This window comes from Streptomyces lienomycini (assembly GCF_027947595.1).
Taxonomy (GTDB): Bacteria; Actinomycetota; Actinomycetes; order Streptomycetales; family Streptomycetaceae; genus Streptomyces; species Streptomyces lienomycini.
In genome coordinates this window covers 6,047,788-6,073,836 of record NZ_CP116257.1, presented here as the reverse complement: position 1 = coordinate 6,073,836, position 26,049 = coordinate 6,047,788, and the positions used below count along the sequence as shown (strand labels likewise).

Annotated in this window: 22 protein-coding genes and 1 pseudogene; 7 read left to right on the top strand and 16 right to left on the bottom strand. The window is 73.6% G+C overall.

Annotated elements, in window-relative coordinates:
• Window positions 1-541: 541 nt before the first annotated feature.
• Window positions 542-730: a hypothetical protein gene (locus tag BJ961_RS27700; protein ID WP_271415513.1), complete on the top strand. Its 189-nt coding sequence runs from the start codon at window positions 542-544 to the stop codon at window positions 728-730.
• A 100-nt stretch (window positions 731-830) separates the two neighbouring features.
• On the opposite strand, the pseudogene BJ961_RS27695 reads toward BJ961_RS27700, so the two are convergent.
• Both BJ961_RS27695 and BJ961_RS27690 read right to left on the bottom strand, forming a co-directional pair.
• Window positions 831-2,233: pseudogene (locus tag BJ961_RS27695) on the bottom strand (NAD(P)/FAD-dependent oxidoreductase).
• Window positions 2,234-2,466: 233 nt separating this feature from the next.
• Entirely contained in the window at window positions 2,467-3,384 is a 918-nt protein-coding gene (locus tag BJ961_RS27690) for a TIGR01777 family oxidoreductase (protein WP_271415512.1), read from the bottom strand.
• A 73-nt stretch (window positions 3,385-3,457) separates the two neighbouring features.
• Here BJ961_RS27690 and BJ961_RS27685 point away from each other — a divergent pair, with 73 nt between their 5' ends.
• Window positions 3,458-3,982: a GNAT family N-acetyltransferase gene (locus BJ961_RS27685; protein ID WP_271415511.1), complete on the top strand. Its 525-nt coding sequence runs from the start codon at window positions 3,458-3,460 to the stop codon at window positions 3,980-3,982.
• Here BJ961_RS27685 and BJ961_RS27680 read toward each other — a convergent pair.
• Window positions 3,972-5,156 carry a MarP family serine protease gene (locus BJ961_RS27680; protein WP_271415510.1) on the bottom strand — a complete coding sequence of 395 codons (1,185 nt, stop codon included), beginning with the start codon at window positions 5,154-5,156 and terminating at the stop codon, window positions 3,972-3,974. The two genes, BJ961_RS27685 and BJ961_RS27680, sit on opposite strands and share 11 nt — an antisense overlap.
• Window positions 5,157-5,367: 211 nt before the next feature.
• Between BJ961_RS27680 and BJ961_RS27675 the strand changes: the two genes are divergently transcribed.
• Entirely contained in the window at window positions 5,368-6,234 is an 867-nt protein-coding gene (locus BJ961_RS27675) for a peptidoglycan recognition protein family protein (RefSeq protein ID WP_271415509.1), read from the top strand.
• A 14-nt stretch (window positions 6,235-6,248) separates the two neighbouring features.
• On the opposite strand, the gene BJ961_RS27670 is transcribed toward BJ961_RS27675, so the two are convergent.
• From BJ961_RS27670 to BJ961_RS27640, 7 genes are all read right to left on the bottom strand, one after another.
• Window positions 6,249-6,770: a DUF4240 domain-containing protein gene (locus BJ961_RS27670; RefSeq protein WP_271417186.1), complete on the bottom strand. Its 522-nt coding sequence runs from the start codon at window positions 6,768-6,770 to the stop codon at window positions 6,249-6,251.
• 56 nt (window positions 6,771-6,826) lie between these two features.
• Window positions 6,827-7,825, bottom strand: a complete 999-nt coding sequence (locus BJ961_RS27665) for a helix-turn-helix transcriptional regulator (RefSeq protein WP_271415508.1) — start codon at window positions 7,823-7,825, stop codon at window positions 6,827-6,829.
• 74 nt (window positions 7,826-7,899) lie between these two features.
• Entirely contained in the window at window positions 7,900-10,599 is a 2,700-nt protein-coding gene (gene aceE / locus BJ961_RS27660; protein WP_271415507.1) for a pyruvate dehydrogenase (acetyl-transferring), homodimeric type, read from the bottom strand.
• A gap of 406 nt (window positions 10,600-11,005) precedes the next feature.
• A complete protein-coding gene (locus BJ961_RS27655; RefSeq protein WP_271415506.1) occupies window positions 11,006-11,629 on the bottom strand; it encodes a GntR family transcriptional regulator in 624 nt (207 codons plus the stop codon).
• Between the two features lie 209 nt (window positions 11,630-11,838).
• A complete protein-coding gene (gene sucB, locus BJ961_RS27650; protein WP_271415505.1) occupies window positions 11,839-13,611 on the bottom strand; it encodes a 2-oxoglutarate dehydrogenase, E2 component, dihydrolipoamide succinyltransferase in 1,773 nt (590 codons plus the stop codon).
• A 64-nt stretch (window positions 13,612-13,675) separates the two neighbouring features.
• Entirely contained in the window at window positions 13,676-15,064 is a 1,389-nt protein-coding gene (lpdA, locus tag BJ961_RS27645; RefSeq protein WP_271415504.1) for a dihydrolipoyl dehydrogenase, read from the bottom strand.
• A gap of 456 nt (window positions 15,065-15,520) precedes the next feature.
• A complete protein-coding gene (locus BJ961_RS27640; RefSeq protein WP_271415503.1) occupies window positions 15,521-17,053 on the bottom strand; it encodes a leucyl aminopeptidase in 1,533 nt (510 codons plus the stop codon).
• A gap of 253 nt (window positions 17,054-17,306) precedes the next feature.
• On the opposite strand from BJ961_RS27640, the gene BJ961_RS27635 reads away from it, so the two are divergent.
• Entirely contained in the window at window positions 17,307-18,119 is an 813-nt protein-coding gene (locus BJ961_RS27635) for an endo alpha-1,4 polygalactosaminidase (protein ID WP_271415502.1), read from the top strand.
• Window positions 18,120-18,143: 24 nt separating this feature from the next.
• On the opposite strand, the gene BJ961_RS27630 is transcribed toward BJ961_RS27635, so the two are convergent.
• Window positions 18,144-18,926, bottom strand: a complete 783-nt coding sequence (locus BJ961_RS27630; protein ID WP_271415501.1) for an adenosylcobinamide-GDP ribazoletransferase — start codon at window positions 18,924-18,926, stop codon at window positions 18,144-18,146.
• A gap of 61 nt (window positions 18,927-18,987) precedes the next feature.
• On the opposite strand from BJ961_RS27630, the gene BJ961_RS27625 reads away from it, so the two are divergent.
• On the top strand, window positions 18,988-19,728 hold the full coding sequence (locus BJ961_RS27625; RefSeq protein WP_271415500.1) for a hypothetical protein: 741 nt from the start codon (window positions 18,988-18,990) through the stop codon (window positions 19,726-19,728).
• 6 nt (window positions 19,729-19,734) lie between these two features.
• Here BJ961_RS27625 and cobT read toward each other — a convergent pair whose 3' ends face one another.
• Window positions 19,735-20,808: a nicotinate-nucleotide--dimethylbenzimidazole phosphoribosyltransferase gene (gene cobT, locus BJ961_RS27620; RefSeq protein WP_271415499.1), complete on the bottom strand. Its 1,074-nt coding sequence runs from the start codon at window positions 20,806-20,808 to the stop codon at window positions 19,735-19,737.
• A gap of 160 nt (window positions 20,809-20,968) precedes the next feature.
• Here cobT and BJ961_RS27615 point away from each other — a divergent pair, with 160 nt between their 5' ends.
• Window positions 20,969-21,688, top strand: a complete 720-nt coding sequence (locus BJ961_RS27615; RefSeq protein ID WP_271415498.1) for a class I SAM-dependent methyltransferase — start codon at window positions 20,969-20,971, stop codon at window positions 21,686-21,688.
• Here BJ961_RS27615 and BJ961_RS27610 read toward each other — a convergent pair.
• On the bottom strand, window positions 21,677-22,876 hold the full coding sequence (locus tag BJ961_RS27610; protein WP_271415497.1) for a bifunctional adenosylcobinamide kinase/adenosylcobinamide-phosphate guanylyltransferase: 1,200 nt from the start codon (window positions 22,874-22,876) through the stop codon (window positions 21,677-21,679). The genes BJ961_RS27615 and BJ961_RS27610 overlap by 12 nt on opposite strands.
• A 195-nt stretch (window positions 22,877-23,071) precedes the next feature.
• On the opposite strand from BJ961_RS27610, the gene BJ961_RS27605 reads away from it, so the two are divergent.
• A complete protein-coding gene (locus tag BJ961_RS27605; RefSeq protein WP_271415496.1) occupies window positions 23,072-23,320 on the top strand; it encodes a hypothetical protein in 249 nt (82 codons plus the stop codon).
• A 43-nt stretch (window positions 23,321-23,363) separates the two neighbouring features.
• On the opposite strand, the gene BJ961_RS27600 is transcribed toward BJ961_RS27605, so the two are convergent.
• The 3 genes from BJ961_RS27600 to BJ961_RS27590 all read right to left on the bottom strand — a co-directional run bounded on the left by BJ961_RS27600 (window position 23,364) and on the right by BJ961_RS27590 (window position 25,945).
• The gene (locus tag BJ961_RS27600) at window positions 23,364-24,443 is read right to left on the bottom strand and encodes a S1C family serine protease (protein WP_271415495.1); all 1,080 of its coding nucleotides are present in this window, start codon (window positions 24,441-24,443) and stop codon (window positions 23,364-23,366) included.
• A gap of 78 nt (window positions 24,444-24,521) precedes the next feature.
• Window positions 24,522-25,223 (bottom strand): class I SAM-dependent methyltransferase, encoded by a 702-nt coding sequence (locus BJ961_RS27595; RefSeq protein ID WP_271415494.1) that lies wholly within the window; start codon window positions 25,221-25,223, stop codon window positions 24,522-24,524.
• A gap of 83 nt (window positions 25,224-25,306) precedes the next feature.
• Window positions 25,307-25,945 (bottom strand): DUF3043 domain-containing protein, encoded by a 639-nt coding sequence (locus BJ961_RS27590; protein ID WP_271417185.1) that lies wholly within the window; start codon window positions 25,943-25,945, stop codon window positions 25,307-25,309.
• Window positions 25,946-26,049: the final 104 nt, after the last annotated feature.

Genomic DNA, 26,049 nt, shown 5'->3' with positions numbered 1-26,049 from the left:
AATGCCCCCCTGGCAAACGAATCGGAGAGTATCAAACGGCCTTTCAAGACGCACCCGTTGTTCGTCTCGGAAGTGCGATTCGGGTGAGTCGTGAAATGTGAGGTACGCCTCATTTGCAATGAAACTGGCCGACATGGCCCGTGCGTACCAAATGTGACGTCGTGTCAGCAACCCGTGCTCGCGCCGGAGACTGTGAATATCTGATGGAGAATTCGGGTCTCCTGCTGCTAAATTCAGGTGCCCGGAGTGACCGATGGGGAAGGTCTGTGCTCACAAGGCGAAACGGTTTAGCGGCTCGTAGGAGACAGTCACGCCTCTGGCGCCTGCTGATGGTGCCACTGCTGCCTTTGGCGACTACTGGAAGGGCGGCGGGCCGGGGGTCAAGGCCGCGTCGGAGGCCGCGCTGACGGTGACGCGGCCACCGTGAGCGAGTTCGTGCACAACGGTCAGTACGGTCAGTACGGTCGAGGAGGCCGGCCGGGTCGAAAAGGTTCGTACGCGACCCGGAATGTATGGACTGAATGGTTCCTACTATCCAACCGTGACATTGCTGACAGGGTACGACCTGGAGTGCTCGGGTGCCTTGCTCGACGGATTCACTCAGTGGCTGCTCGACCGGAAGGGAGAGGAGCCCAGCTTTGTTTGGATGGCGCTGGTGCTCGAGGAGAACTTCCCCGGGACACGGGTGATCTGGTTTCGGGGAGAACGCAGCGGAAACGCGGAGGAGTAGACCGGTCGGGGCGCAGCCGCGGTGCACCGGTCGGCGCCCCGCCGTCCTCGACACCGGCCCGACCGGGGACCGGCCCTGTATTCGCGTGAACCGCTCAGGATCAGGCCGCCCGCGCCGCCCCCACCGTCTCCGCCGTGTGCATCGGCCGCCCCGCTCCCAGGTCCGTCAGGATCGCCGCCGAGGCGCGGTGGCCCGAGTGGAGGGCGCCCTGGGCGGTGCTGGTGTCGCGGTGGTCGCCGCAGACGTACAGGCCGGCCAGCAGCCGTACCGGCCTGCGCAGGTCGTGCGGTGGGCGCATCGCGGGCACCGCCTCGGGCGTGTGGTGCACGGCGAGGGTGTCCCAGTGGGCCGTGGGGGTGCCGTAGAGGCGGGCGAGGTGGACGCGTACGGCCGTGTCGACGTCGGGCGGGGGAGGGCCGAGGACCGTCGACGAGACGAGGACGCGGCCGGCCGGTGCCCTGGACGGGTCCACGCGGGAGACCACCGACGTGTGGGCGACCGGACCGCCGCGGTCCGCGTCGAGCAGCAGGGACGCGCCGGTCGTCGGCGGCTCGTCGGTCGTGTGGTGCACCACCGTGACCGGATGGAAGTCCGGCACGCGCAGCCCCGGCAGCAGCTCGGCCGCCGCGCGGGCGTCGGTCGCCACCAGGACGGCCCGGCACCGGATGACGCCGTGCTCCGCCGTGGTCACGGCGTTGGTCGCGACCGCGGTGACACGGACGCCGGTGTGCACGGTACCCGGGGGGAGCGTTCGCGCCAGCTGCTCCGGCAGGGACTCCGCGCCGCCCTGCGGCAGGGCCAGCCGTCCGCCGGCGAAGGCGCGCAGCGCGAGGTCCGCGCACCGGCTCGACGTCGTCAGGTCCGGGTCGCACAGCAGGGCGGCGAGCAGCGGACGCAGGAAGCCGTCGATGGTGCGGGCCGGCAGCCCGCGGGCCGCGAGCGCCTGGGCGGCCGGCAACTCCGGGCGCACCCGGAGCCGTTCGACCGGCGTGCCCGCCAGCCGGGTCAGGGCGGCACCGAGCCGGGCCTGGTCCACGGCGGTGCCGAGCGGGGCGCCGGCCCGGGTGCGGGGCGTGGCGGCGCCCCGCTCGGAGACGCCGGGCGCGGTGAACGTGCGCCGGGGCGCGGGTATCGAGCGGGGGCGCTCGCGAGGGCGCGCACCGCATGGAGTGCGCCCCGTGCGCCCCGGACGCCCGCGGGGGCGCCCGCGCGGTGGTGACGGCCCTCGCTGTGCAGCAGGACGCCGGGGGCGAAGGGCAGCAGCGCGAGGCCGTCGAGCCCCGGGGTGCGGCGCAGTTCGGGATACGCCGTGGACAGCAGCTGTCCGATTCTGTCGAGCCGGAAACCGTCGACCTTCTCGGTCGCCATCCGGCCGCCCACCGCGGGGGCGGCCTCCAGGACCGTGGTCGTCACACCTGCGCTGGTCAGCCGTTGCGCCGCGGCGAGTCCGGCGATCCCGGCCCCCACGACGACGACGTCCGCCTGGTACGCGGGCTCAAGCACGTGCCCCTCCTCGAGGTTGCGCGGCCGCTGGAGACGTCATGCCCCCAACAGCCTTGAGGGATACCCGAGTTCGAGACGAGATTAGGGCCCCGAACGGTCAGTGGGAGTCGCACAGGGGCAGCACACGGTCGCACGGCGGTCGCATACGGGTGTCATGTGTCCGCGATACGACCGTCAAGTGGTCGGAGTCGGTCGGGGGAGAGCGCCCACCAGGCCCGAGGCGGGCGACCCGCCTACAGTGCCGCGCGGATCGCCCCGTCGATCTCCGGGAACGCGAAGCGGAAGCCCGACTCCAGCAGGCGGGCCGGCAGGACCCGCGCGCTGCCGAGCACGTCGCCCGCCATCTCGCCCAGCACCGTGCGCAGGACCGGCGCCGGGACCGGGAAGGGGGTCGGGCGGTGCAGCACGCGGCCCATGGCCACCGTGATCTCACGGTTCGTCACCGGCTGCGGGGCGGTCAGGTTGAACGGGCCGGACAGGTCGTCCCGCTCCAGGAGGTGCCGGATCGCCGCCACCTCGTCGTGCAGCGCCACGAAGGACCAGTACTGCGAACCGTCGCCCAGCCGCCCGCCGAGCCCCGCCCTGAAGAGCGGGAAGAGCCGGCCCCAGGCCCCGCCCCGCCGGGCGACGACCAGCCCGGTCCGCGTGAACACCGTCCGCACCCCCGCCTCCCGGGCGGGCGCCGCCGCGGCCTCCCACTCCACGCACAGGGACGGCAGGAAGCCCTCGCCCGCGGGCGCGCTCTCGTCCACGGCCCGGTCGCCGGTCTCCCCGTAGAAGCCCATCGCGCTGCCGTTCACGAAGACCCGCGGCGGCCGCTCCATCGCGGCGACGGCCTCCGCCAGCGCCGTCGTCCCGTGCACACGGCTGCTGCGGATGCGGGTCTTGTACGCGTCGCTCCAGCGGCGGTCGCCCACCCCCGCCCCGGCCAGGTTGACCACGGCGTCGCAGCCGGCCAGGCCCGCCGCGTCCACCCGTCCGTTCTCCGGATCCCACCGGACCTCGTCCGCGCCCCCGGGCGCGTGCCGCACCAGGCGCACCACCTCGTGCCCGTCCGCGGCCAGCGACCGCGCCAGCGCGCTGCCGATGAGCCCGGAGGCACCGGCCACCGCGATACGGGAACGTTCCCTGCTCAAGCGTCCGTCGTCCATGCGCCCATCCTGCCGGGTGGCCCGCGCGAAACCGCGGAACGTGCCGCCGCCACCGCGTCGTACAGTGATCGTCATGCCAGCCCCGCACATACGTCACGCCAGGTCCGAGGACGAGGAACCGCTGCGCCGGATCGACCGCGCCACCTGGTCCCCGCTGCACGCCGTCTCGCCCCCGCCGGGGCCCGACGATCCCTTCTTCCGCCCGCACTCGGGCCCCGACGACCACCTCGTCGCCGAACTCGACGGCGCCGTCGTCGGCTACGTCCGCCTCGGCTTCCCCACCGAACTGGCCTCCAACGCCCACGTCCGCCAGATCCGCGGGCTCGCCGTCGCCGACGCCGCCCGCGGACACGGCGCCGGACGCGCCCTCGTCCGCGCCGCCGTCGAGGAGGCCCGGCGCCTGGGCGCCCGCCGCATCACGCTGCGCGTCCTCGGCCACAACACCGCCGCACGAGGGCTCTACGAGTCCGAGGGCTTCGTCGTCGAGGGCGTCCAGCCCGAGGAGTTCCACCTCGACGGCGGCTACGTCGACGACGTGCTGATGGGCAGGACGCTGACCGCGGCGGACGGCCCCGCCGGGGCCCCGCTCACGACGTGACCGGCTCGCCCGTGTCCACCGCCCGCGTCGCACCGGCCGCCTGCCGCGCCTCGGGGGCCACCTCCGCCGCCGTCAGCGCGTAGCCGGTCTCGGCGTCGGAGGTGGAACGCGCGAACACCACGCCGTACACCCGGCCGTCCGTGGTCAGCAGCGGTCCGCCCGAGTTGCCGGGGCGGACCGTGGAGCGGACCGAGTAGATCTCCCGGGTCACGCTCTCGTCGTTGTAGATGTTCTGGCCGGTGGCGCGGATCCGGTTCGCCACCGTCGCCGCCCGCAGGTCCAGGGCGCCGTCCTGCGGATAGCCCGCGACCACCGCCGCGTCGCCGCGCGAGGCGTCCTCGTCGAACCGCAGCACCGGGGCGCGCAGGTCGGGAACGTACAGCACGGCCACGTCCTTGTCCGGGTCGAACAGCACCACCCGCGCCTCGTACGCCGGGCCCACCCCGCCGACCCGCACGGTCGGGGCGTCGATGCCCGCCACCACGTGGGCGTTGGTCAGCACGTGCTCCCGCGCGTACACGAAGCCGCTGCCCTCCCGGCCCTGGGCCCCGGCCACGCCCTCCACCTTCACCGTGCTGAGCTTCGCCGCCCGGGCGGCCGCGGGCGTGACGCTGTCGCCGGAGGGCTCGGCGACCTCGGCGGCCGACTCGTTCTCGAAGGGGTTGAAGACCTGCGGGAAACCCGCGTCGGCCAGCGCGGACGTCGCCCCCGAGAACCACCGCGGGGTGGTGTCCGGCATCACCCGCTGCACCGCGCCCAGCAGCGTCGAGTCCCGGATCGCCGAGGTGAGCAGCGAGGACGAGGAGGCCGCCAGGACGCTCGCCGCCACCCACGCCACGATCAGCGCCGCCGCCGAGTTCGCCACCGCCCCGCCGACCCCGTCGGCCACCCGCAGCGGACCGGCGTCCAGCTCCCTGCGCAGCCGCAGCGCGAGACGCCCCGCCAGCTCGTGCCCCACCATCGCCGGGAACAGCACCGTGACCACCGCTACCACCGTCGCCGCGGTCGAGCCCCGCGCCACCAGGTCCGTCACCCACGGCAGGACCCACACGCCGAGCGCCGCGCCGCCCACGAAGCCGGCCAGCGAGATACAGCCGGCCACCAGCCCCCGCCGGTAGCCGGACGCCGCGTAGGCCAGCACCACCAGCGCCAGCACGATGTCGAGCAGGTCCACGCGAACCGCCTTTCTACCGGACCCCGGGACCCTCAGTACGTGCCGTACCGGGCCGATGATCAGCCTGAGAAGCACAGCTGTCCGAAAAACGGCCACCGATGCGGGCCTGTGTGGGCCGTCACATCGGGAAACGCCCCGGACCCGGACGATGGTTCCACCGGGTGGCACAGCACACATCGCGGACAGAGCGGATCCACCGGACAGTAGGACCATGCCAGTCTTCCAAGGACCGCGCAGGGCCCGGGAGCACGGCGCCCCAAAGCGCGGCGCCCGGGAGCGCCGTGCCGCCCGGGAGCGCGGTGCCGCCCGCACACCCGGCGCCTCCCGCCTGCCGCTCGCGGCCCGGGCACTGCTCGGCGCCCTGCCCGGGCTGGCCGCCGTCGCCGCGCTCTTCCTGTGCGCGAACGGCGTACAGGAAGCAGCCGACGCCCAGGCCGCCGCCCCGGCCGCCTCCACCGACCGGTACGCCGCGCCCCGGCCCGACATCGTGCCCCGGTCCGTCTGGCTGGGCGGCGCCGCCCGCGCACAGCCCGCCCCGCGCTACGACGACAGGGTCGTCGCCGTCTTCGTGCACCACACGGACACGCCGAACGGCTACGACTGCGACGACGTGCCGGCCATCCTGCGCGGCGTGTACCAGGGCCAGACCGGTGCCCGGGACTGGGACGACATCGGCTACAACTTCGTCGTCGACCGCTGCGGCACCGTCTACGAGGGCCGCGCCGGCGGCATCGACCGTCCCGTCACCGGCGCCCACACCCAGGGCTTCAACCACCGCACCACCGGGATCGCCGCCCTCGGCACCTACACCGCGGGCGTGCCCGTACCCGACGAGCTGACCGACGCGATCGCCGCCGTGGCCGCCTGGAAGCTCGGCGAGAGCGGCACCGACCCGCACGGGAAGGCCGTCCTGGTCTCCAGCAACGGCCTCAGCCGCTTCGCCGCGGGCGCCACCGCCACGCTGCCCGCCGTCGCCGGCCACGACGACGGCTACGCGACCAGCTGCCCGGGCGCCGCCCTCACCGCCCGCCTCGCGGACATCAGGGACACGGCGGCCCGCCTCCAGGGCCGCGCCTGACCGGCCGGGGTGTCTCAGTCCGGCCCGAACCTCGTCCACAGCCGGGGCAGGCGATCGGCCAGGGCCCGGTCGTCCTCCAGGTCGATCGCCGCGCCCAGCGGTTCCGCGGGCGCGGGCGCGATCCCCAGATCCGGCGCGACGGCACCGGTGAGCTGCTCGTACGCCTCGTCGGCGGCGTACCCCAGCTCCTCGCCGTCGCCGTCCAGCTCCTCGTCGAAGTCGTCCAGCAGCTCCGCGAGCGAGTCCGGCTCGTGCACCGCGCCCTCGTACACCTCGCGGCCCTGGCCGATCAGCCAGCACCGGAAGTAGTCGAACGCGTCGTCACTGGCCCCGCCGAGCAGCACCCAGGCGGCGCCCCACAGGTCCCAGGTGCAGGCGCGGTTGTAGCGGGCCTCGAAGTGGCGGGCGAAGTCGAGCACCAGGTCCGGGTCCATGCCGAGCAACCGCTCCACGAGCAGGTCGGCCTGGTCCTCGGGATCGCCGTCGGCGCCCTGCCTGGCGGCGTCGATCAACTCCCAGAACTCCGTCTCGTCCATCACGGGTCCAGCATCGGCCCTGGGCGGGGGCGGCGCACGTGGAGTGCGGCGGATCGTTATGTACCGGCCGGGGACTCACCGGCGTACAACCCCGCCAACCGTCGTGCGTCCCGCGCGAAACGTTCCCGCAGCGCCGCCGGCGCCAGCACCTCCACTTCCGGCCCGAGCCCCCTGAGCTGCGCGTGCGCGACCTCCTCCGACTCCACCGGCAGCGTCACCGTCACCCAGCCGTCCGCGTCCGGCGTCCCGGCGGCCTCCAGCGCCTCCCGGGCGGACGGCCCGTCGACGGCGTGCGCCAGCGCGCGCACCCCCCGCTCCGACAGCCGCACCACGGCCTCGGCCCGCAGGATCGACCGCGCGAACTCCTCGGCCCGCTCCGCCCAGAACGCCGGCAGGTCGAAACCGCTGTCCCGGGTGAAGCGTTCCGCACCCGCTTCCACGGCCGTGAACCGGTCGATGCGGTACACCCGGTACGGCCCGTCGTCGCACTGCGCGACCCGCGCGCACAGGTACCAGACCCCTGCCTTCAGGACCAGCCCGTACGGCTCCAGCTCCCGGACCACCTCGCTTCGCCCGCGCCGGTAGCGTGCGGCGATCCGCCGGTCGTCCCAGACCGCGTCCGCCACCGCCGGCAGCAGCTCGGGCGTCCGGGGCTCGCGGAACCAGTTCGGCGCGTCCAGGTGGAACCGCTGGGCCGCCGTACGGGAGGCGTCCCGCAGGGAGGGGAGCAGCGCCGCCGACACCTTCAGCCGGGCCGCCGAGGCCGCGTCCTCCAACCCCATCTCGCGCAGCGCCCCGGGCACCCCGGACAGGAACAGCGCCTCCGCCTCGCCCCGCGCCAGCCCGGTCAGCCGGGTGCGGTACCCGCCGACCAGCCGGTAGCCGCCGGCCCGGCCCCGCTCCGCGTACACCGGCACGCCCGCCTCCGACAGCGCCTGCGCGTCCCGCGTCACGGTCCGCTCCGACACCTCCAGCTCCCGGGCCAGCTCGGCGGCGGTCATGCTCGGGCGGGACTGGAGGAGCAGCACCATCTTGATGAGGCGGGCAGCACGCATCCCCACATGATGCAGGAGAACGCGAGGAGGCCCCCGCCGCGGCGGGGGCCTCCTGTCACGACACGCCTCGTGCCCTACAGGCCGTAGCGCTCGCGCGCCTCCTTCACGGCCGTCGCCTTGACCTCGCCGCGCCTGGCGAGCTGGGCCAGGGCCGCGACCACGATGGACTCGGCGTCGACGCCGAAGTGGCGGCGGGCGGCGTCACGGGTGTCCGACAGACCGAAGCCGTCGGCACCGAGCGACGAGTAGTCCTGCTCGACCCACTGCGCGATCTGGTCCGGGACCTGGCGCATGTAGTCGGAGACCGCGAGGACAGGACCCTCGGCGCCCTGGAGCGCCCGGCGGACGTACGGCACCCGCTCCTCGCCGCGCAGCAGCGCCGCGTCGGCGTCCATGGCGTCCCGGCGCAGCTCCGTCCAGGAGGTCGCGGACCACACGTCGGCGGCCACGCCCCACTCCTCGGCGAGCAGCCGCTGCGCCTTGAGCGTCCAGTGGATCGCCGTGCCGGAGCCGAGCAGCTGGACGCGCGGGGCGTTCGCGGCCGGGGTCAGGCCCGCCGTCTCCGCCGTGTTGAAGCGGTACAGGCCCTTGACGATGCCCTCGTCGACACCGGACGGCTTGGCCGGCTGCGGCATCGGCTCGTTGTAGACCGTCAGGTAGTAGAAGACGTTCGGGTCCTCGCCCGGGGCGGCCTCGCCGTACATGCGGCGCAGACCGTCCTTGACGATCGCGGCGATCTCGTAGGCGAACGCCGGGTCGTACGACAGGGCGGCCGGGTTGGTCGCCGCGATGGCCGGGGAGTGGCCGTCCGCGTGCTGCAGGCCCTCACCGGTCAGCGTGGTGCGGCCCGCGGTGGCGCCCACCAGGAAGCCGCGGCCCAGCTGGTCGCCGAGCTGCCACATCTGGTCGGCGGTGCGCTGCCAGCCGAACATCGAGTAGAAGATGTAGAACGGGATCATCGCCTCGCCGTGCGTCGCGTACGACGTCGAAGCGGCGATGAAGTCGGCCATCGAACCGGCCTCGGTGATCCCCTCGTTGAGGATCTGGCCGTTCTTGGCCTCCTTGTAGTACATCAGCTGGTCGCGGTCGACCGGCTCGTACGTCTGGCCCTTGGGCGAGTAGATGCCCAGCGACGGGAACAGCGACTCCATGCCGAAGGTGCGCGCCTCGTCGGGGACGATCGGCACCCAGCGCTTGCCGGTCTCCTTGTCGCGGACCAGGTCCTTGACCAGGCGGACGAAGGCCATGGTGGTGGCCACGTTCTGCGAGCCGGAACCCTTGTCGAAGGACGCGAACGCCTTGTCGGCGGGCGCGGGCAGCGGCGCGAGCGGGTGCACGCGGCGGGCCGGGGCCGGACCGCCGAGGGCGGCGCGGCGCTCCTGGAGGTAGCGGACCTCGGGGGAGTCGGCGCCCGGGTGGGCGTAGGGGACCACGCCGTCGACGAAGGCGCTGTCCGCGATCGGCAGCCCGAGCAGGTCGCGCATGTCCTTGAACTCGTCCACCGAGAGCTTCTTCATCTGGTGGTTGGCGTTCTTGGACGCGAAGCCCCGGCCGAGGGTGTGGCCCTTGACCGTCTGGGCCAGGATCACGGTCGGGGCGCCCCGGTGGGCGAGCGCGGCCCGGTAGGCGGCGTACACCTTGCGGGACTCGTGACCGCCGCGCGAGAAGTGGAAGCAGTCGAGGATCTTGTCGTCGGACAGCAGCTTCGCCATCTCGGCGAGCTGCGGGTCCTTGTTGAAGAAGTCCTCGCGGATGTAGGCGGCGTCGCGCGTCTGGTACGTCTGCACCTGCGCGTCGGGTACCTCGCGCAGGCGGCGTACGAGCGCGCCGGTGGTGTCGAGCTGGAACAGCTCGTCCCACGCCGTGCCCCACAGCGACTTGATCACGTTCCAGCCGGCGCCGCGGAACTGGGCCTCCAGCTCCTGCACGATCTTGAAGTTGGCGCGGACCGGACCGTCGAGGCGCTGCAGGTTGCAGTTGATGACGAAGGTCAGGTTGTCCAGGCCCTCGCGGGAGGCGAGGGTGAGCGCGGTGGTGGACTCCGGCTCGTCCATCTCGCCGTCGCCGAGGAACGCCCACACGTGGGAGTCGCTCAGGTCCTTGATGCCGCGGCTGGTCAGGTAGCGGTTGAACCGCGCCTGGTAGATCGCGGAGATCGGGCCGAGGCCCATGGAGACGGTGGGGAACTCCCACAGCCAGGGCAGCCGGCGCGGGTGCGGGTAGGACGGCAGGCCGTTGCCGCCGGCCTCGCGGCGGAAGTTGTCCAGCTGCTCCTCGGACAGACGGCCGTCGAGGAAGGCGCGGGCGTAGATGCCGGGGGAGGCGTGGCCCTGGATGTAGAGCTGGTCGCCGGAGCCGTCACCCTCCTTGCCCTTGAAGAAGTGGTTGAAGCCCGTCTCGTAGAGCCAGGCGGCGGAGGCGAAGGTGGCGATGTGGCCGCCGACGCCGTACTTGCTGCCGCGGGTCACCATCGCCGCCGCGTTCCAGCGGTTCCAGGCGGTGATGCGCTGCTCCAGCGCCTCGTCCCCGTCCACGGCCGGCTCGTCGGCCGTCGGGATGGAGTTGACGTAGTCCGTCTCCAGCAGCTTCGGCAGCGCCAGTCCGGCGCCCTCGGCGCGCTCCAGGGTGCGGCGCATCAGGTACGCGGCACGGTGCGGCCCGGCCGCCTGGGTGACGGCGTCCAGGGAGGCCTGCCATTCGGCGGTCTCCTCCGGGTCGCGGTCCGGGAGCTGGTCGAGCTCGCTCGGCTGGATGGCTTTGGGGTCGGTCGTCATGTCGCCGCCTTCCTCAGTCGAAGGGGGTTCCCTCATCGGCAAGGGTTCGGGGGTGCCCTAGGTCTTTGGCAGGACAGGGCTGGGGCTTGGGTGGAAGCCCGTCTGTGACTGTAACTCGCTGATCGATGATCGATCAAAGGGTTGAGGGGCAAAACCTCTTGATAACGAGAAAGTCGGCACGGGGTGCCTCCGGCGGTGGCACGGAGTGACCTTGAAGTTGGGGGTTTGTGCAGGTGAGAGGGGGTGGGCGCGGATGAGCTCGGGGGGTTCGGTCGAGTGGCGTCCGCGGGTGGTGTGTGGCTGATCGCGCCCACGCGGCGGAGCCGCATATCGATACAGCCCCGCGCCCCTGGAAGGGCTGCGCCCTTCTCCGGGGGCGCGGGAGGGGCGCAGCCCCTCGGGACGGTCAGGGGCGCGGCGCGCAGCCCAGGACGTGGGACTTGACGATCTCCGGGATGCGCGGGTCCCGGCGGCGGAAGGCCGCGACCAGTTCCTCGTGCTCCTCCGCGTACGACTGCTGCACCGTGCCCAGCCACCGTATCGACAGGGCCGTGAAGACCTCGATCCCCAGCCCCTCCCACGTGTGCAGCAGCACCGAGTTGCCCGCCGCCCGCACCAGCTCCCGGTGGAAGCCCACCGTGTGCCGCACCTGGCCCGTCCCGTCGGACGCGCGGTCGGCCGCGTACAGGGCGGCGACGTGCGGTTCCAGCGCCGAGCAGTCCTGCGCCAGCCGCTCCGCCGCCAGTTCCGCCGCGATCGCCTCCAGGCCCGCCCGGACCGGATAGCTCTCCTCCAGGTCCGCCGCGGTCAGGTTCCGCACCCGTACGCCCTTGTTCGGCGCCGACTCGATCAGCCGCAGCGACTCCAGCTCCCGCAGCGCCTCGCGGACCGGCGTCTGGCTGACCTCCAGCTCCGTGGCGATCCGGCGCTCCACGATCCGCTCGCCCGGCTGCCAGCGTCCGCTGATGATCCCTTCCAGGATGTGCTCGCGGATCTGTTCGCGCAGCGAGTGGACGACGGGCGCGGTCATGGGAGCTCCTTCGGGAGGGTCCCCTTCGGACCCCTGGGGCGGCTGACGTCTAGACAATACGGCCGTCACGGTGGGCGGGAAGGGCGCATGGGGGCGCTTTTACGCAGGTGAGACGAGACTTACACAGCGTGCCCCGGCCGGAACACGACGATGCCCCCGCCCGGGAAGTTCCGGGCGGGGGCACCGTACAGGCCCTCTGGCGGGGGAGACTACAGGCCGAGCTCGACCTCGAACTCGCCCGCCTCCAGGATCGCCTTGACCGACGTCAGGTAGCGGGCGGCGTCGGCGCCGTCCACCAGACGGTGGTCGTAGGACAGGGTCAGGTACGTCATGTCGCGGACGCCGATGACCGTGCCCTCCTCCGTCTCGATGACGGCCGGGCGCTTGACCGTGGCGCCGATGCCGAGGATGGCGACCTGGCCCGGCGGCACGATGATCGTGTCGAACAGCGCGCCGCGCGAACCGGTGTTGCTGATGGTGAAGGTCGCACCGGCCAGCTCGTCCGGGCTGATCCTGCTGGCCCGCACCTTGCCCGCCAGGTCGGCGGTCGCCTTGGCGATGCCGGCCAGGTTCAGGTCCCCGGCGTTCTTGATGACCGGGGTCATCAGGCCCTTCTCGGAGTCCACCGCGATACCGATGTTCTCGGTGTCGAAGTAGGTGATGGTCCCCTCGGCCTCGTTGATCTTGGCGTTGACCGGCGCGTGCGCCTTCAGCGCCTGGGCCGCGGCCTTGACGAAGAACGGCATCGGCGAGAGCTTGACGCCCTCGCGCGCGGCGAACCCGTCCTTGGCGCGGGCGCGCAGCTTCATCAGCCGGGTGACGTCGACCTCGACGACCGACGACAGCTGCGCCTGCTCGTGCAGCGCCTTGACCATGTTGTCGCCGATGACCTTGCGGATGCGCGGCATCTTGACGGTCTGGCCACGCAGCGGGGAGGCCTCCAGGACGGGGGCCTTCTTCGCGGCGGGCGCGGCGGCGGCAGCGGCGGCCGGAGCCGGGGCGGCGGCCTTCGCGGCCTCGGCGGCGGCGGTGACATCCTGCTTGCGGATGCGGCCGCCGACGCCGGTGCCCTTGACGGTGGACAGGTCCACGCCGTTCTCGGCGGCGAGCTTGCGCACCAGCGGGGTGACGTACGCGCCGTCGTCCACCGGCTGCGCGGCGGCCGGAGCGGCGGCCGGGGCCGGCGCGGGCGCCGGGGCGGCGGGCTGCGGGGCGGGAGCCGGCGGCGCCTGCGGGGCAGGAGCGGCCGGAGCCGGGGCGGCCTGCGCGGGAGCCGGAGCGGCCGGAGCCGGAGCCGGGGTGGGCTCGGGCTGGGCCGGGGCGGCCGGAGCCGCCGGGGCCGGGGCAGCCGCCGGAGCGGCACCCGCCGCACCGATGACGGCGAGCTTCGCGCCGACCTCGGCGGTCTCGTCCTCGCCGACCACGATCTCCAGCAGCGTGCCGGACGCGGGCGCCGGGATCTCGGTGTCGACCTTGTCCGTCGACACCTCGAGCAGCGGCTCGTCCTCCTCGACGCTGTCACCGACCGACTTCAGCCAGCGGGTGACGGTGCCCTCGGTGACGGACTCGCCGAGCGCGGGCAGGACCACGTCCGTGCCCTCCGCGGAGCCACCGGCGGCGGCGTCGGCGGTGGGAGCGGGCGCCGGGGCGGCCTGCTCGGTGGACGGGGCGGCGGCGGCGGGCTCGGGAGCGGGCTCGGCGGCCTGCTCGGCCTGCGGGGCCTGCTCGGCGGCCGGGGCGCCGCTGCCGTCGTCGATCAGCGCCAGCTCGGCACCGACCTCGACGGTCTCGTCCTCGGCGACCTTGATGGACGACAGCACGCCCGAGGCCGGGGCCGGGATCTCGGTGTCGACCTTGTCGGTCGAGACCTCGAGCAACGGCTCGTCGGCCTCGACGCGCTCACCCTCGGCCTTCAGCCAACGGGTGACGGTGCCCTCGGTGACGCTCTCGCCGAGCGCCGGAAGGGTTACGGAAACCGCCATGGTTTCGGTTGCTCCTTACGAAAATTGCGGAAGTCTGTGTCGTCGCGCCCGAAGACCGAAGCGGTCAGTCGTGCATGTGGAGCGGCTTGCCGGCCAGCGCCAGGTGGGCCTCGCCGAGCGCCTCGTTCTGCGTCGGGTGGGCGTGGATGAGCTGGGCCACCTCGGCGGGCAGCGCCTCCCAGTTGTAGATCAGCTGCGCCTCGCCGACCTGCTCACCCATACGGTCGCCGACCATGTGGACGCCGACCACGGCCCCGTCCTTGACCTGGACGAGCTTGATCTCGCCCGCGGTCTTCAGGATGCGGCTCTTGCCGTTGCCACCCAGGGGGAACTTGATGGAGACGACCTTGTCCGCGCCGTAGACCTCCTTGGCCTTGGCCTCGGTGATGCCGACGGAGGCGACCTCCGGGTGGCAGTACGTCACCCGCGGCACGCCGTCGTAGTCGACCGGGACGGTCTTCAGGCCGGCGAGCCGCTCCGCCACCAGGATGCCCTCGGCGAAGCCGACGTGCGCGAGCTGGAGGGTGGGGGCGAGGTCACCGACGGCGGAGATCGTCGGAACGTTGGTCCGCATGTACTCGTCGACGAGGACGAAGCCGCGGTCCATGGCGACCCCGGCCTCCTCGTAGCCCAGGCCCTGCGAGACCGGGCCGCGGCCGATGGCGACGAGCAGGACCTCGGCCTCGAACTCCTTGCCGTCGGCGAGGGTGACCTTCACGCCGTCCTGGGTGTACTCGGCCTTCTGGAAGAAGGTGCCCAGGTTGAACTTGATGCCCCGCTTGCGGAAGGCGCGCTCCAGGAGCTTGGAGCTGTTCTCGTCCTCGACCGGGACGAGGTGCTTGAGACCCTCGATGACCGTGACCTCGGTGCCGAAGGACTTCCACGCGGAGGCGAACTCCACGCCGATGACGCCGCCGCCCAGGACGATCGCGGACTTCGGCACGCGGTCGAGGGTGAGGGCGTGGTCGGAGGAGATGATCCGGTTGCCGTCGATCTCCAGGCCCGGCAGCGTCTTCGGCACGGAGCCGGTCGCGAGCAGGACGTGGCGGCCCTCGACGCGCTGACCGTTGACGTCGACGGAGGTGGGGGAGGACAGCCGGCCCGCACCCTCGATGTAGGTGATCTTGCGGGAGGCGACCAGGCCCTGCAGGCCCTTGTACAGGCCGGCGATCACCTCGTCCTTGTACTTGTGCACGCCCGCCATGTCGACGCCCTCGAAGGACGTCTTGATGCCGAACTGCTCGCTCTCGCGGGACTGGTCGGCGACCTCGCCCGCGTGGAGCAGGGCCTTGGTGGGAATGCAGCCGTTGTGCAGGCAGGTGCCGCCCAGCTTGTTCTTCTCGATCAGGGCGACGTCCAGGCCCAGCTGCGCCCCGCGCAGGGCCGCGGCGTAACCACCGCTGCCACCGCCGAGGATCACTAGGTCGAAAACGGTGCTGGCGTCGTTCGCCACGTCACGTCCTCCATGCATGTGCGCCACGCCGGTCTCCAGTGACCGGTCGGCGGCTGGTGTCCGGCCGCTCATTGTTCTCGGCCCTTGGGTGGGCCCTGTCCTGCCGGGCTCCATCTTCGCACTTGTCGACCCCGTACGAGACGCCGGGCCGGGGTGTGAGACGCCCCACGTTCACCTGAGCACGACCCGCGGAACGCACCACCAGCGGCTCCGCCACGTGAACCCGACCGAACGGTGCCCTGCCGGCCGAGGCCAGGGCATCCCCCCTCAGGGGCGCGGGGCTGTACCGATCTGCGGCCCCGCCGCGTGGACGCGACCGGACCGGGGGTGCCCTGCCGGCCGAGGGCACCCCACCCAGAGGCGCGGGGAACTGCGCGACAAGCCACGACGGACCCGCGGCCGCGCAGTCACCCGCACCCGGCACCCTCTCAGGCGCCCCTAGCCCAGGTCGCGCCCCTAGCCCAGCTCACCCGCGGCCGCCAGCTCGGCAACCCGCACCAGCGTCCGCACCGCCGTACCTGTGCCGCCCTTCGGCGTGTACCCGAACGGCCCGCCCTCGTTGAAGGCCGGACCCGCGATGTCCAGGTGCGCCCAGGTGATGCCCTCGCCGACGAACTCCCGCAGGAACAGACCGGCCACCAGACCACCGCCCATCCGCTCGCCCATGTTCGCGATGTCCGCGGTCGGCGAGTCGAGGCCCTTGCGCAGGTGCTCCGGCATCGGCATCGGCCACGCCGGCTCGCCGACCTCCTCGGCCGCCTCGTGCACCGCGGAGCGGAACGCGTCGTCGTTCGCCATGACGCCGTACGTCCGGCTGCCCAGCGCCAGCATCATCGCGCCGGTCAGGGTCGCCACGTCGATGATCGCGTCCGGCTCCTCCTGCGAGGCCGCCCACAGCGCGTCGGCGAGCACCAGCCGGCCCTCGGCGTCGGTGTTGAGCACCTCCACCGTCTTGCCGCTGTACATGCGCAGCACGTCACCCGGGCGCGTCGCGGAACCCGACGGCATGTTCTCGGCCAGCGCCAGCCAGCCGGTCACGTTGACCTCCAGGCCCAGACGCGCGGCGGCGACCACCGCGGCGAACACGGCGGCGGCGCCGGCCATGTCGCACTTCATCGTCTCGTTGTGCCCGGCGGGCTTCAGCGAGATGCCGCCCGAGTCGTAGGTGATGCCCTTGCCGACGAAGGCCAGGGACTTCGTCGCCTTCGACGAGGTGTACGACAGCTTCACCAGCCGCGGACCCGACGCCGAACCGACGCCGACGCCGAGGATGCCGCCGTAGCCGCCCTTGGTGAGCGCCTTCTCGTCGAGCACCTGCACCTTGATGCCGTGCTCCTTGGCGGCGGCCTGCGCCACCGCCGCGAACGCCTCCGGGTTGAGGTCGTTCGGCGGGGTGTTGACCAGGTCGCGGGCGCGGTTCAGCTCCTCGGCGACGGCCGCGGCACGCTCGATCGCCGCCTTGAACGCCTTGTCGCGGGGCTTGCCGCCGAGCAGCGCGGCCTCCGCCAGCGGGCCCTTGCCGTTCTTGGCCTTGGCACCCTTGGCGTCCTTGGACTCCTTGTAGGCGTCGAAGGAGTACGCGCCGAGCAGCACGCCCTCGCCCACGACGCCCGCGTCGGCGGCGTCGGCGAGCGGGAGGGCGAAGGCGGCCTTCTTGGCGCCGGCCAGCGCGCGGGCGGCCGCGCCGGCGGCCCTGCGCAGCGCCTCGGCGTCGTAACCGGCGTCCGCCTCGGGCTCGGCGCCCAGGCCCACCGCCAGCACGACGGGTGCCTTGAAGCCGGACGGCGCGGGCAGCTTCGTCACCTCGCCCTCGGCGCCGGAGGCACCGAGGGTCTCCAGGACGCCGGCGAGCCGGCCGTCGTACGCCTTGTCCACGGCCTCGGCGCCCGGTGCGACGACCGGGCCTTCGGCGCCCTTGGCGACACCGATCACGATCGCGTCGGCCCGCAGGCCGGGCGCCGCGGCGGTGCTGAGAGTGAGAGCAGTCACGGTGGTGAAATCTCGCTTCCGTATGAAATCTTGTGTGGCCGAATGCGGGTGGGTCGACCGGGCCCGACAACCGACCCTAGATCCCTCCTGCGATGCGGTCTCCGCCTGGGCAGGCGAACACCCGGCACGAGCCTACGCTCGCACCCGCCCCCACTCGCTCCCGCGGTGCCGCGGTTTTCCGCGCGGGGCCCCGGATGGGAGATCATTCCCGGGCCATAACCAACGCCCCCCCCCCGCACCTGGAGCACGCCCCGTGAGACGCCCGGTCCTGTCGACAGCCCTTCTCCTGCTGCTGCTCGGGGGCTGCGCGTCGTCACCCGACGACGGGGCGAGCCCCGACCGGGAGGCCGACGGGGCGAGCGCCGGCGACCACTGGCGGCCGCGGCCCGGCACCGCCTGGCAGTGGCAGCTCAGCGGCAGACTGGACACCTCCGTCGACGTGCCGGTCTACGACATCGACGGCTTCGACCACCCCGAGTCCGCGGTGGCGGAACTGCACGACGACGGCCGCAAGGTCATCTGCTACCTCTCCACCGGCGCCTGGGAGGACTTCCGCCCGGACGCGGAGGAGTTCCCCCGGTCGGTGCTCGGCAAGGGCAACGGCTGGGAGGGCGAGCGCTGGCTCGACATCCGCGCGACCGAGGTCCTGGAGCCGCTGATGGCCAAACGCCTCGACATGTGCCGCGAGAAGGGCTTCGACGCGGTCGAGCCGGACAACATGGACGGCTACAAGAACGAGACCGGCTTCCCGCTCACCGCCGACGACCAGCTCCGCTACAACCGGCTGATCGCGAAGCTCGCCCACGACCGGGGGATGGCCGTCGGCCTGAAGAACGACCTGGACCAGATCCCGGACCTGGTGGACGACTTCGACTTCGCCGTCAACGAGCAGTGCGCCCAGTACGGCGAGTGCGCCGACAACAAGCCGTTCACCGACGCGGACAAGGCGGTCTTCCACGTCGAGTACGAGCTGCCGACCGAACGCTTCTGCGCCGACTCCCGCGAGCTGCGGCTCAGTTCGATGCTGAAGAAGTACGAACTCGACGCGTGGCGGGAGGCCTGCTGAGGCCCTCGGGCCCGACCCCCGGGCTCAGCCCATGACCAGGACGACCAGCGCGGTCGTGGCCGCCGTCTCCGCGACGGCGCCGAAGACGTCGCCCGTGACGCCGCCGAAGCGACGGACGCAGTGCCGCAGCAGCAGTTCGGCGACGGCGATCGCGCACACGACGGCGAGCACCGTGCGCAGGACGTCGTACGGGCCCAGGTACGCGCCCGCGGCCGCACCCGCCAGGGCGACCGCCGCGCCGGCGGCCAGCGCCCCGCCGGCCGGGACCACCCCGGCGACCGCCGCGCCCAGCCCCTGCGGACGGGCGGCGGGCACCCCGGCCCGGGCCGCCGTCGTGAGCGCCAGCCGGGCCGCCGTCGCCGACACGGCGGCGGCGATCGCGCCCCGCGCCCACGAGCCGTCGTAGGCCTGGGCGAGCGCGGCCACCTGGGCGAGCAGCGTGAACAGCAGGGTGAGCACGCCGAACGGTCCGATGTCGGACTGCTTCATGATCCGCAGGGCGTCCTCGGCGGGCTTGCCGCTGCCCAGGCCGTCGGCGGTGTCGGCCAGCCCGTCCAGGTGCAGCCCGCGGGTCAGCACGGCGGGTACGGCGGCCGTGGCGACCGCGGCGAGCAGGCTCCCCGCGCCGAGGAACAGCAGCAGGAGCCCGACGGCGGCGGCGACGGCGCCCACGGCCAGCCCGGCCAGCGGAGCGCACAGCATGCCGGCGCGTGCCGCGTCCCGGTCCCAGCGGGTCACCCTGACCGGGAGCACGGTGAGCGTGCCGAAAGCGAAACGGAGACCGTCGGGGGAGGGGGACCTGAGCACCGGCGCAGACTACCCGGCGGTCGACAGGGCGCTTGCGGGCCCCGGGAAATAAAGTGCGCATATGGGAGATTGGTGGCAGCGCAACATCGTGGAACCGGGCAAGCTGCCGCTGCTCCTCGCGCTCACGGCGTTCGTGCTGACGTTCGTCGTCACCCGGGTCGTCACGCGGCTGATCCGGGCGGGCAAGGGGCCGTTCGGCAACGTCGAGGCGGGCGGGGTGCACATCCACCACGTGGTGCCCGGGATCGTGCTCACCGTCGTCGGGGGCTTCGGGGCGGTCGCCGGGGGGCGGCACGGGTTCGGGTCCGCGCTCGCGGCCGTGGTCTTCGGCATCGGGGCGGGGCTCGTCCTGGACGAGTTCGCGCTGATCCTGCACCTGGACGACGTCTACTGGACCGAGGCGGGACGCAAGAGCGTGGAGGTCGTGGTGCTCACCGCGGCCCTGGTCGGGCTGGTCCTCGCCGGGTTCACGCCGTTCGGGGTCGACGGGGTGTCGCAGGACGAGTTGCAGGACCGCGCGAACGTCATCGCGACCGTCGGGGGGAACTTCCTGTTCTCCCTGCTCGCCCTCGCCAAGGGGAAGGCCCGCCTCGCGGTCTTCGGGGTGATCGTGCCCGTCGTCGCCCTGATCGGGGCGGTCCGGCTGGCCCGGCCCGGGTCGCCCTGGGCGCGGCGCTTCTACGCCCGCCGCCCGCGCGCCCGCGCCAGGGCCCGGCTGCGCGCCTACCACCACGACCGCCGCTGGTCCGGGCCGCGCCGCGCCGTCCAGGACTGGATCGGGGGGCGCCCGGATCCGCGGTGACGCCGTTCACCCGCCGGCGGTCACGGCCTCGTCGTCGAAGACCTCCGGCAGCTCCGCCGCCAAGGACGCCGCCGCCTGGACGACGGGCAGGGCCAGCAGGCCGCCCGCGCCCTCGCCCACCTTCACGCCCTGGGACAGCAGCGGCTCCAGGGCCATCCGGTCCAGCGCCTTGGCCTGGCCCGGCTCCCCGCTGTCGTGGGCCGCCAGCCACCAGTCCGGTGCCCGGAAGGCGATCCGCTGCCCGACCAGCGCGCACGCCGCCGTCACGACGCCGTCCAGAACCACCGGCGTCTTGCGCACCGCGCTCTGCAGCAGGAAGCCCGTCATGGCGGTGAGGTCCGCGCCGCCGACCGTGGCGAGGAGCCGCAACTGGTCGCCGAGGACGGGCCGCGCCCGGCGCAGCGCGTCGCGGATCGCCGCGCACTTGCGCATCCAGGCCAGGTCGTCGATCGGCAGCCCGCCCCGGCCGGTGACGACCGACGCGTCCGTCCCGCACAGCGCCGCGACCAGTACGCCCGCCGCCGTCGTCCCGCCCACGCTCACATCGCCGAGCACCACCAGGTCCGTGCCCGAGTCGGCCTCCTCGTCGGCCACCGCCACCCCGGCCCGGAAGGCGGCCTCCGCCTCCTCGAGGGTCAGCGCGTCCTCGATGTCGATACGTCCGCCACCGCGCCGCACCCGGTGTCCCGCCACCTCGGCCGGCAGCGTCCCGGGGTCGCAGTCCAGGGACATGTCGACGACCCGCACCGGCACGCTCAGGCGCCGGGCGAGCACCGACACCGGACGGCCGCCCTCCAGCACCTCGCGCACCAGCGCGCCCGCACCGCCCGCCGGCCGTGCCGAGACGCCCAGCTCGGCGACCTTGTGGTCACCGGCGAAGAGCACCACCCGAGGCCGTTCCACGGGCCGTACCGGTACGGCGGACTGCGCCGCAGCCAGCCACTCGCCCAGGTCGTCCAGGCGGCCCAGCGATCCGGGCGGCACGACCTGACGCTCCCGACGCGCCTCCGCGTCGCGACGTACCCCGCCGTCGGGGCGTTCGATCAGGTCGGTGAAGTCGTCGAGATTCAGCGAGCTCATTCGCCGAACAGTACCGGCCCCGGCCGAACCCGGAGGAGGGCCCGTGGGCACCGCGCCCGGGCTGCGTCGTTGCACTCCGGATCGCGATCACCTACGTAACGTTTTGCCTGGAATGTCGTACGTTCCCGCGTACGTCCTCGTCTCGTGTCGGGAGCCGCCCGTGTCCGGACCCTCCGCCCCCTCGGTGCCTCCCGTCCCTCCGTACGGGCCGTACCGCGAGGACTGCCCCTGGTGCGGATCGCGGCGGCTGCGGGCCCGGCCGGGCGGAGACGGACCGCGGCAGGGCGCACCTCACCGGTCCGCCCTGGTGCGGTGCCACGACTGCCGCCACGTCTTCCGCAACCCGCCGCTCACCCCGGGGCCCGAGCGTCCGGTGGTCCGCGCCGGCGTCCGGCTGAAGCACGGCCGGGCCGCCCGCGCGATGGTCCGCCGCTGCCCGGAGCCCGAGAGCTGGCTGGACGTCGGCACCGGTGACGCCGACTTCCCGCTGACCGCCCGGACGTACTTCCCGTACACCTCGTTCGACGGCCTCGACCCCACCCCCCGCGTGCTGCGGGCCCGCGCCGTGGAACGGGTGGAGGAGGCGTTCGTCGGACGGCTGACGGATCATCACATCGCGGTCCGGCTGCGGGAGCGCTACGACGTCGTCAGCCTCTTCCAGTATCTGGAGCGGGTCGCGGACCCCCGGGCCGAACTGCGGGGCGCGCTGCGGGTGCTGCGGCCCGGCGGGCACCTCCTCGTCGACGTGCCCGACCCGCGCCGCCTGTCTCCCGTGCACCCCGTCGGACTGAGCGCCGAACTCGTGGCCCAGGGCTGCACGGTCCTCACCGGCACCCGCGGCCACCGGGTCATCGCGCGCAAGGACGCGTCAGCCCCGTAGCACCAGCGCCTGGCCCGCCACCACCAGCAGCACCTGCTCGCACTCGGCGGCGAACGCCGCGTTCAGGCGGCCGAGTTCGTCGCGGTAGCGGCGGCCGGACGCGGTGGCCGGGACGATGCCCGAGCCGACCTCGTTGGAGACCGCCACCACCGTGCGCCGGGTGGCGCGTACCGCCTCGGTCAGTTCCCGCAGCCGGTCCCTGAGCGCCCGTTCGCCGCCGTCGGCCCACTCCGCGTCGTCCCACGCGCCGACCGCGTCCATCGCGTCCGTCAGCCACAGGGACAGGCAGTCGATCAGGAGCGGCGGCCCCTCGTCGGCCAGCAGGGGGACCAGGTCGCAGGTCTCGGCGGTCCGCCACGAACCGGGGCGGCGTTCCCGGTGCGCGCCGACCCGCGCCGCCCACTCGGTGTCTCCGCCCCGGGTGCCGCCGGTGGCCACGTAGAGCACGTCGGGGAAGGACTCGAGGCGGTGCTCCGCCTCCACCGACTTGCCCGACCGGGCGCCGCCCAGCACCAGGGTGCGCCGCGGTACGTCGGGCACGTCCTCGTACGAGCCCACCGCCAGCGTCGTGCCGTCCGGCACCGCCCGTGCGCCGGCCGCCGCGAGCCGCCGCGCCAGCTCCCGGCCCGGCGGCACGTCGTGGTCCAGGTGGACGGCGACGACGTCCGTCGTCGGGCCCGCCGCGCCCACCGCCCGCAGCCGCGCCAGCGCGTCCGGCCGCCCCACGACGTCCGCGAGGACCAGGTCGTACGGCTCCGCGGGCGCCTCCAGACCGGCCGGGGCGCCACCCGGCGGCACGTACAGGAGCCGCCCGCCGTCCGGCCCCGTCACCGCGTACCCGGTGCCCGGCGCGTCCAGCGCCACCGCCCGCACCCGGTGCCCGGTCAGCAGCGCCAGCTCCCGCCCGTCCGGCACCCGGCCCGGCTGCGGCAGGCCCGCCGGGACCTCCACGGCGGGGCCGTCGTGCGGGTGGGAGAGCAGCACCTGCCGGACACCGGCCAGGGAGTGTCCGGCACGGGCCGCGGCGAACGCCGCCCCCGGGGTCAGGTCGAGCAGCAGCGCCCCGTCCACCAGCAGCGCGGTCGCCGCGCGCGCGTCCTCGCCCTGCGCCGCGGCACAGGCCGCGCAGGGACAGTCGGGGCGGGGGAGTCCCGCGGGGGCACCGGTGCCGAGCAGAGTCACGTCCACGCACCGATTTTCCCCGGTCGCCCGGAGACGTGCGCGCCCGAGTCCCCCGAGCAGCGGCCGTCCCGCCGGCGGATCCCGCCTCCGTCTCGTCTCCGGGCCTTCTACGGCGCACCCGGCCCAGCGCATAGGCTGCGGACGGAGGCGGGACCAGGATCCGGCTTCCGCTCTGCATGTGCTCACATCTGGGAGGCGTACATGGCGGCATGGACGTGGCGGTTCGAGACGGCCGAGGGGACGGAGGTCCAGCCCGCGGTGCAGCCCGAGGAGTTCACCACGCAAGGGGACGCCGAGTCCTGGATCGGGGAGTACTGGAAGGACCTCAAGGAGGGCGGCACCGACCAGGTGCGGCTGTTCGAGGACGCCACCGAGATCTACGGCCCGATGAGCCTGCACGCCGAGGAGACCGAGGCCGAGGCCGGGACCGACGCCGAGAGCGAGGTCTGAGGGGCCGGTGCCCGGGCGGGGGGCGGGGGCGGATCCGCCCCCGTCACTGCTCGCCCAGGGTCACCTCGGCGGTGTGCCGGTCGCCGTCGCGGGTGTACGTCAGCTTCGTCCGGTCGCCCGGCCGCATCGACGCCAGCGCCTCGGAGAGCGAGGTGATCGTGGTGATGTCCGTGTCCCCGAGCCCGACGATGACGTCCCCGGGACGCAGCCCCGCGTCGTCGGCGGCCCCGCCGCCGCTCACGTCGACGACGGCCGCCCCGGCGGGCCGGTAGCCGTCGTCGACGACCGTACGGGCGGTGATGCCGAGCGCGGCCCGGCCCGAGTCGGTGACCTTGCCGTTCCTGATGATCTGCCCGGCCACCGTCGTCACCATCGACGCCGGGATCGCGAACCCGATGCCGGGCGCCGCGCTGTCGCCGAGGCCCGGGTCGGTCGCCGCCAGCGTCGGGATGCCGATCACCTGCCCGTCGAGGTTCACCAGGGCACCCCCGCTGTTGCCGGGGTTGATGGCCGCCGACGTCTGCACCATGTTGGCGATGGTCGCGCCCGTGCCGCCCCCGCTGCTGCCCTCCGTGACGGTCCGGCCGGTGGCCGACACGATGCCCTGCGTCACGCTGGAGGACAGGCCGAGCGGCGAGCCCATCGCCAGCACGATCTGCCCCACCTCCACCTTCGCGGAGTCCCCGAAGCGGGCCGCCTTCATGCCGTCCGGCACCTTGTCCAGCTTGATGACGGCCAGGTCCTGCTCCGGGTAGGAGGAGACGAGCTTCGCCGTGGAGGCGCCCTCGTCGCGGGCGGTCGTCACCCGGAAGGACTTGCTGTCCCCGACGACGTGGGCGTTGGTGACGACATGCCCCTTGTCGTCGTAGACGACCCCCGACCCCAGTGCGTCGCCCGCCTGGATCTGCACCACCGACGGCAGCACGTCCTTGATGACCCGCTCGTAGTCGGCCTGCAGGTCGCTCGCCGCGCGCGGCGCCGCGGCCTGCGCCGTGTCGCCCTCCCGCGCGCTCCCGGAGCCCCGGTCGGTGCCGGAACCGGCGCCGGAGCAGCCGGTCAGGAGCAGCAGGGAACAGGCCAGCACGGCCACCGGACGGGACAGACGGGCGCGGGAAGTGTCCATGCCCCGAGTCTCACGGCGCACCCCGGCCGCGGCCCCCGGTGAACACCCGAACGGGCGCCGACGCGGTGACGGAACGAGCTAGCCGCGCACCCCGCACAGGTGCAGCAGCGCCGCGACCGTGCGGTACGGGTCCGTCCGGCCGGCCCGCTCCTCGGCCGCCAGCAGGACCTCGAGGTCGTCCGGGGCGGGGGCGCCGTCGGGCGCCGTGTCCGTGAACACCCGCACGCCGTACCAGGTGTGCAGCGGCGCCCCGATGCCCGCGAGCTTCGCCGTCAGCGTCGCCAGCCGGTCCGCGCGGACGTCGAGGCCCAGGCGGTTGCGGTAGTTCACGGTGTCGAAGGCGGCCAGCGCGCCGGCCCAGTCGCCGTGCAGGCCGGGGCGCAGCGCGAGCGCGTCGCCGTTGCGCACCACGAGGGACAGCAGGCCGCCCGGGGCGAGCATCCTGGCCAGCCCGGCGAGCAGCGGATCGGGCTCCTCGACGTACATCAGCACGCCGTGGCACAGCACCACGTCGAAGCTGCCCGGCAGGAAGTGCACGCCGGTGTCCCGGCCGTCCCCCTCGACGATCCGCATCCGCTCCCGGATGCCCTCCGGCTGCCCGGCCAGCGCCTCGCGCGCCGCGGCGATCATCGTGGCGTCCCGCTCCACGCCGGTCACCTGGTGCCCGGCCCGGGCCAGCCGCAGTGCCTGGGTGCCCTGGCCCATCCCGACGTCGAGCACCCGCAGCCGCCTGCCCACGGCGAAGCGCCCGGCTATCTGCTCGTCCAGTTGCCGGGCCACCAGCTCCTGCCGTACGACGTTGCGCAGCCCGGACAGCCCCGCCGTCCAGGCCTTGGCCGCGCCCCCGGCGAACGGCGTCGTGCTCAGGGCCGCTCCCCGCGCTTGACCTGGGGCTTGGGCAGCCGCAGCCGGCGCATCTGGAGCGAACGCATCAGCCCGTAGGCGACCGCGCCGCGCCTGCGCTCGTCCGGGAAGCGCTCGGCGAGACGCTTCTTCAGCCGGAAGCCGTTGACGATCGAGTCCAGCACGATCAGCACGATCACGACCAGCCACAGCAGCAGCGCGACGTTCTGCAGCGAGGCCACCCGGATCATGCTCAGTACGAGGATGACCACGGCCATCGGCAGGAAGTACTCCGCGATGTTGAACCGCGAGTCGATGAAGTCGCGCGCGAACTTGCGGACCGGGCCCTTGTCGCGGGCCGGCAGGTACCGCTCGTCGCCCTTCGCCAGGGCCTCGCGCTGCCGGGCCATCGCGGTCCGCCGCTCCTCGCGCTGACGCTTGGCGGCGTCCTTGCGCGTCATCGGCGTACTGGCGACGCTGCGGCGCTGGGACTGGGCCGCACTGCGCTTGGGCGTGGGCCTTCCCTTCGGGGCCTGCGGGTCACGGGGCTGCTTGGAGTCGGTCACCGGCGCGCTGACGGCGCTCTGGGCCTTCTCATCCTTGGCACGGCTACGGAACACAAAACCCAAGGGTACGGGGTCCCGGGGTGTGGACCCCAGTCCGGTGGGGAACGATCCGGCAACGCCGGTCGTCTGTAAAAGGACAGAGGGGACGTTGTGTACGGCCTCGGGCACCGGTGCATTCCGGACACCCCCGAGGAGTA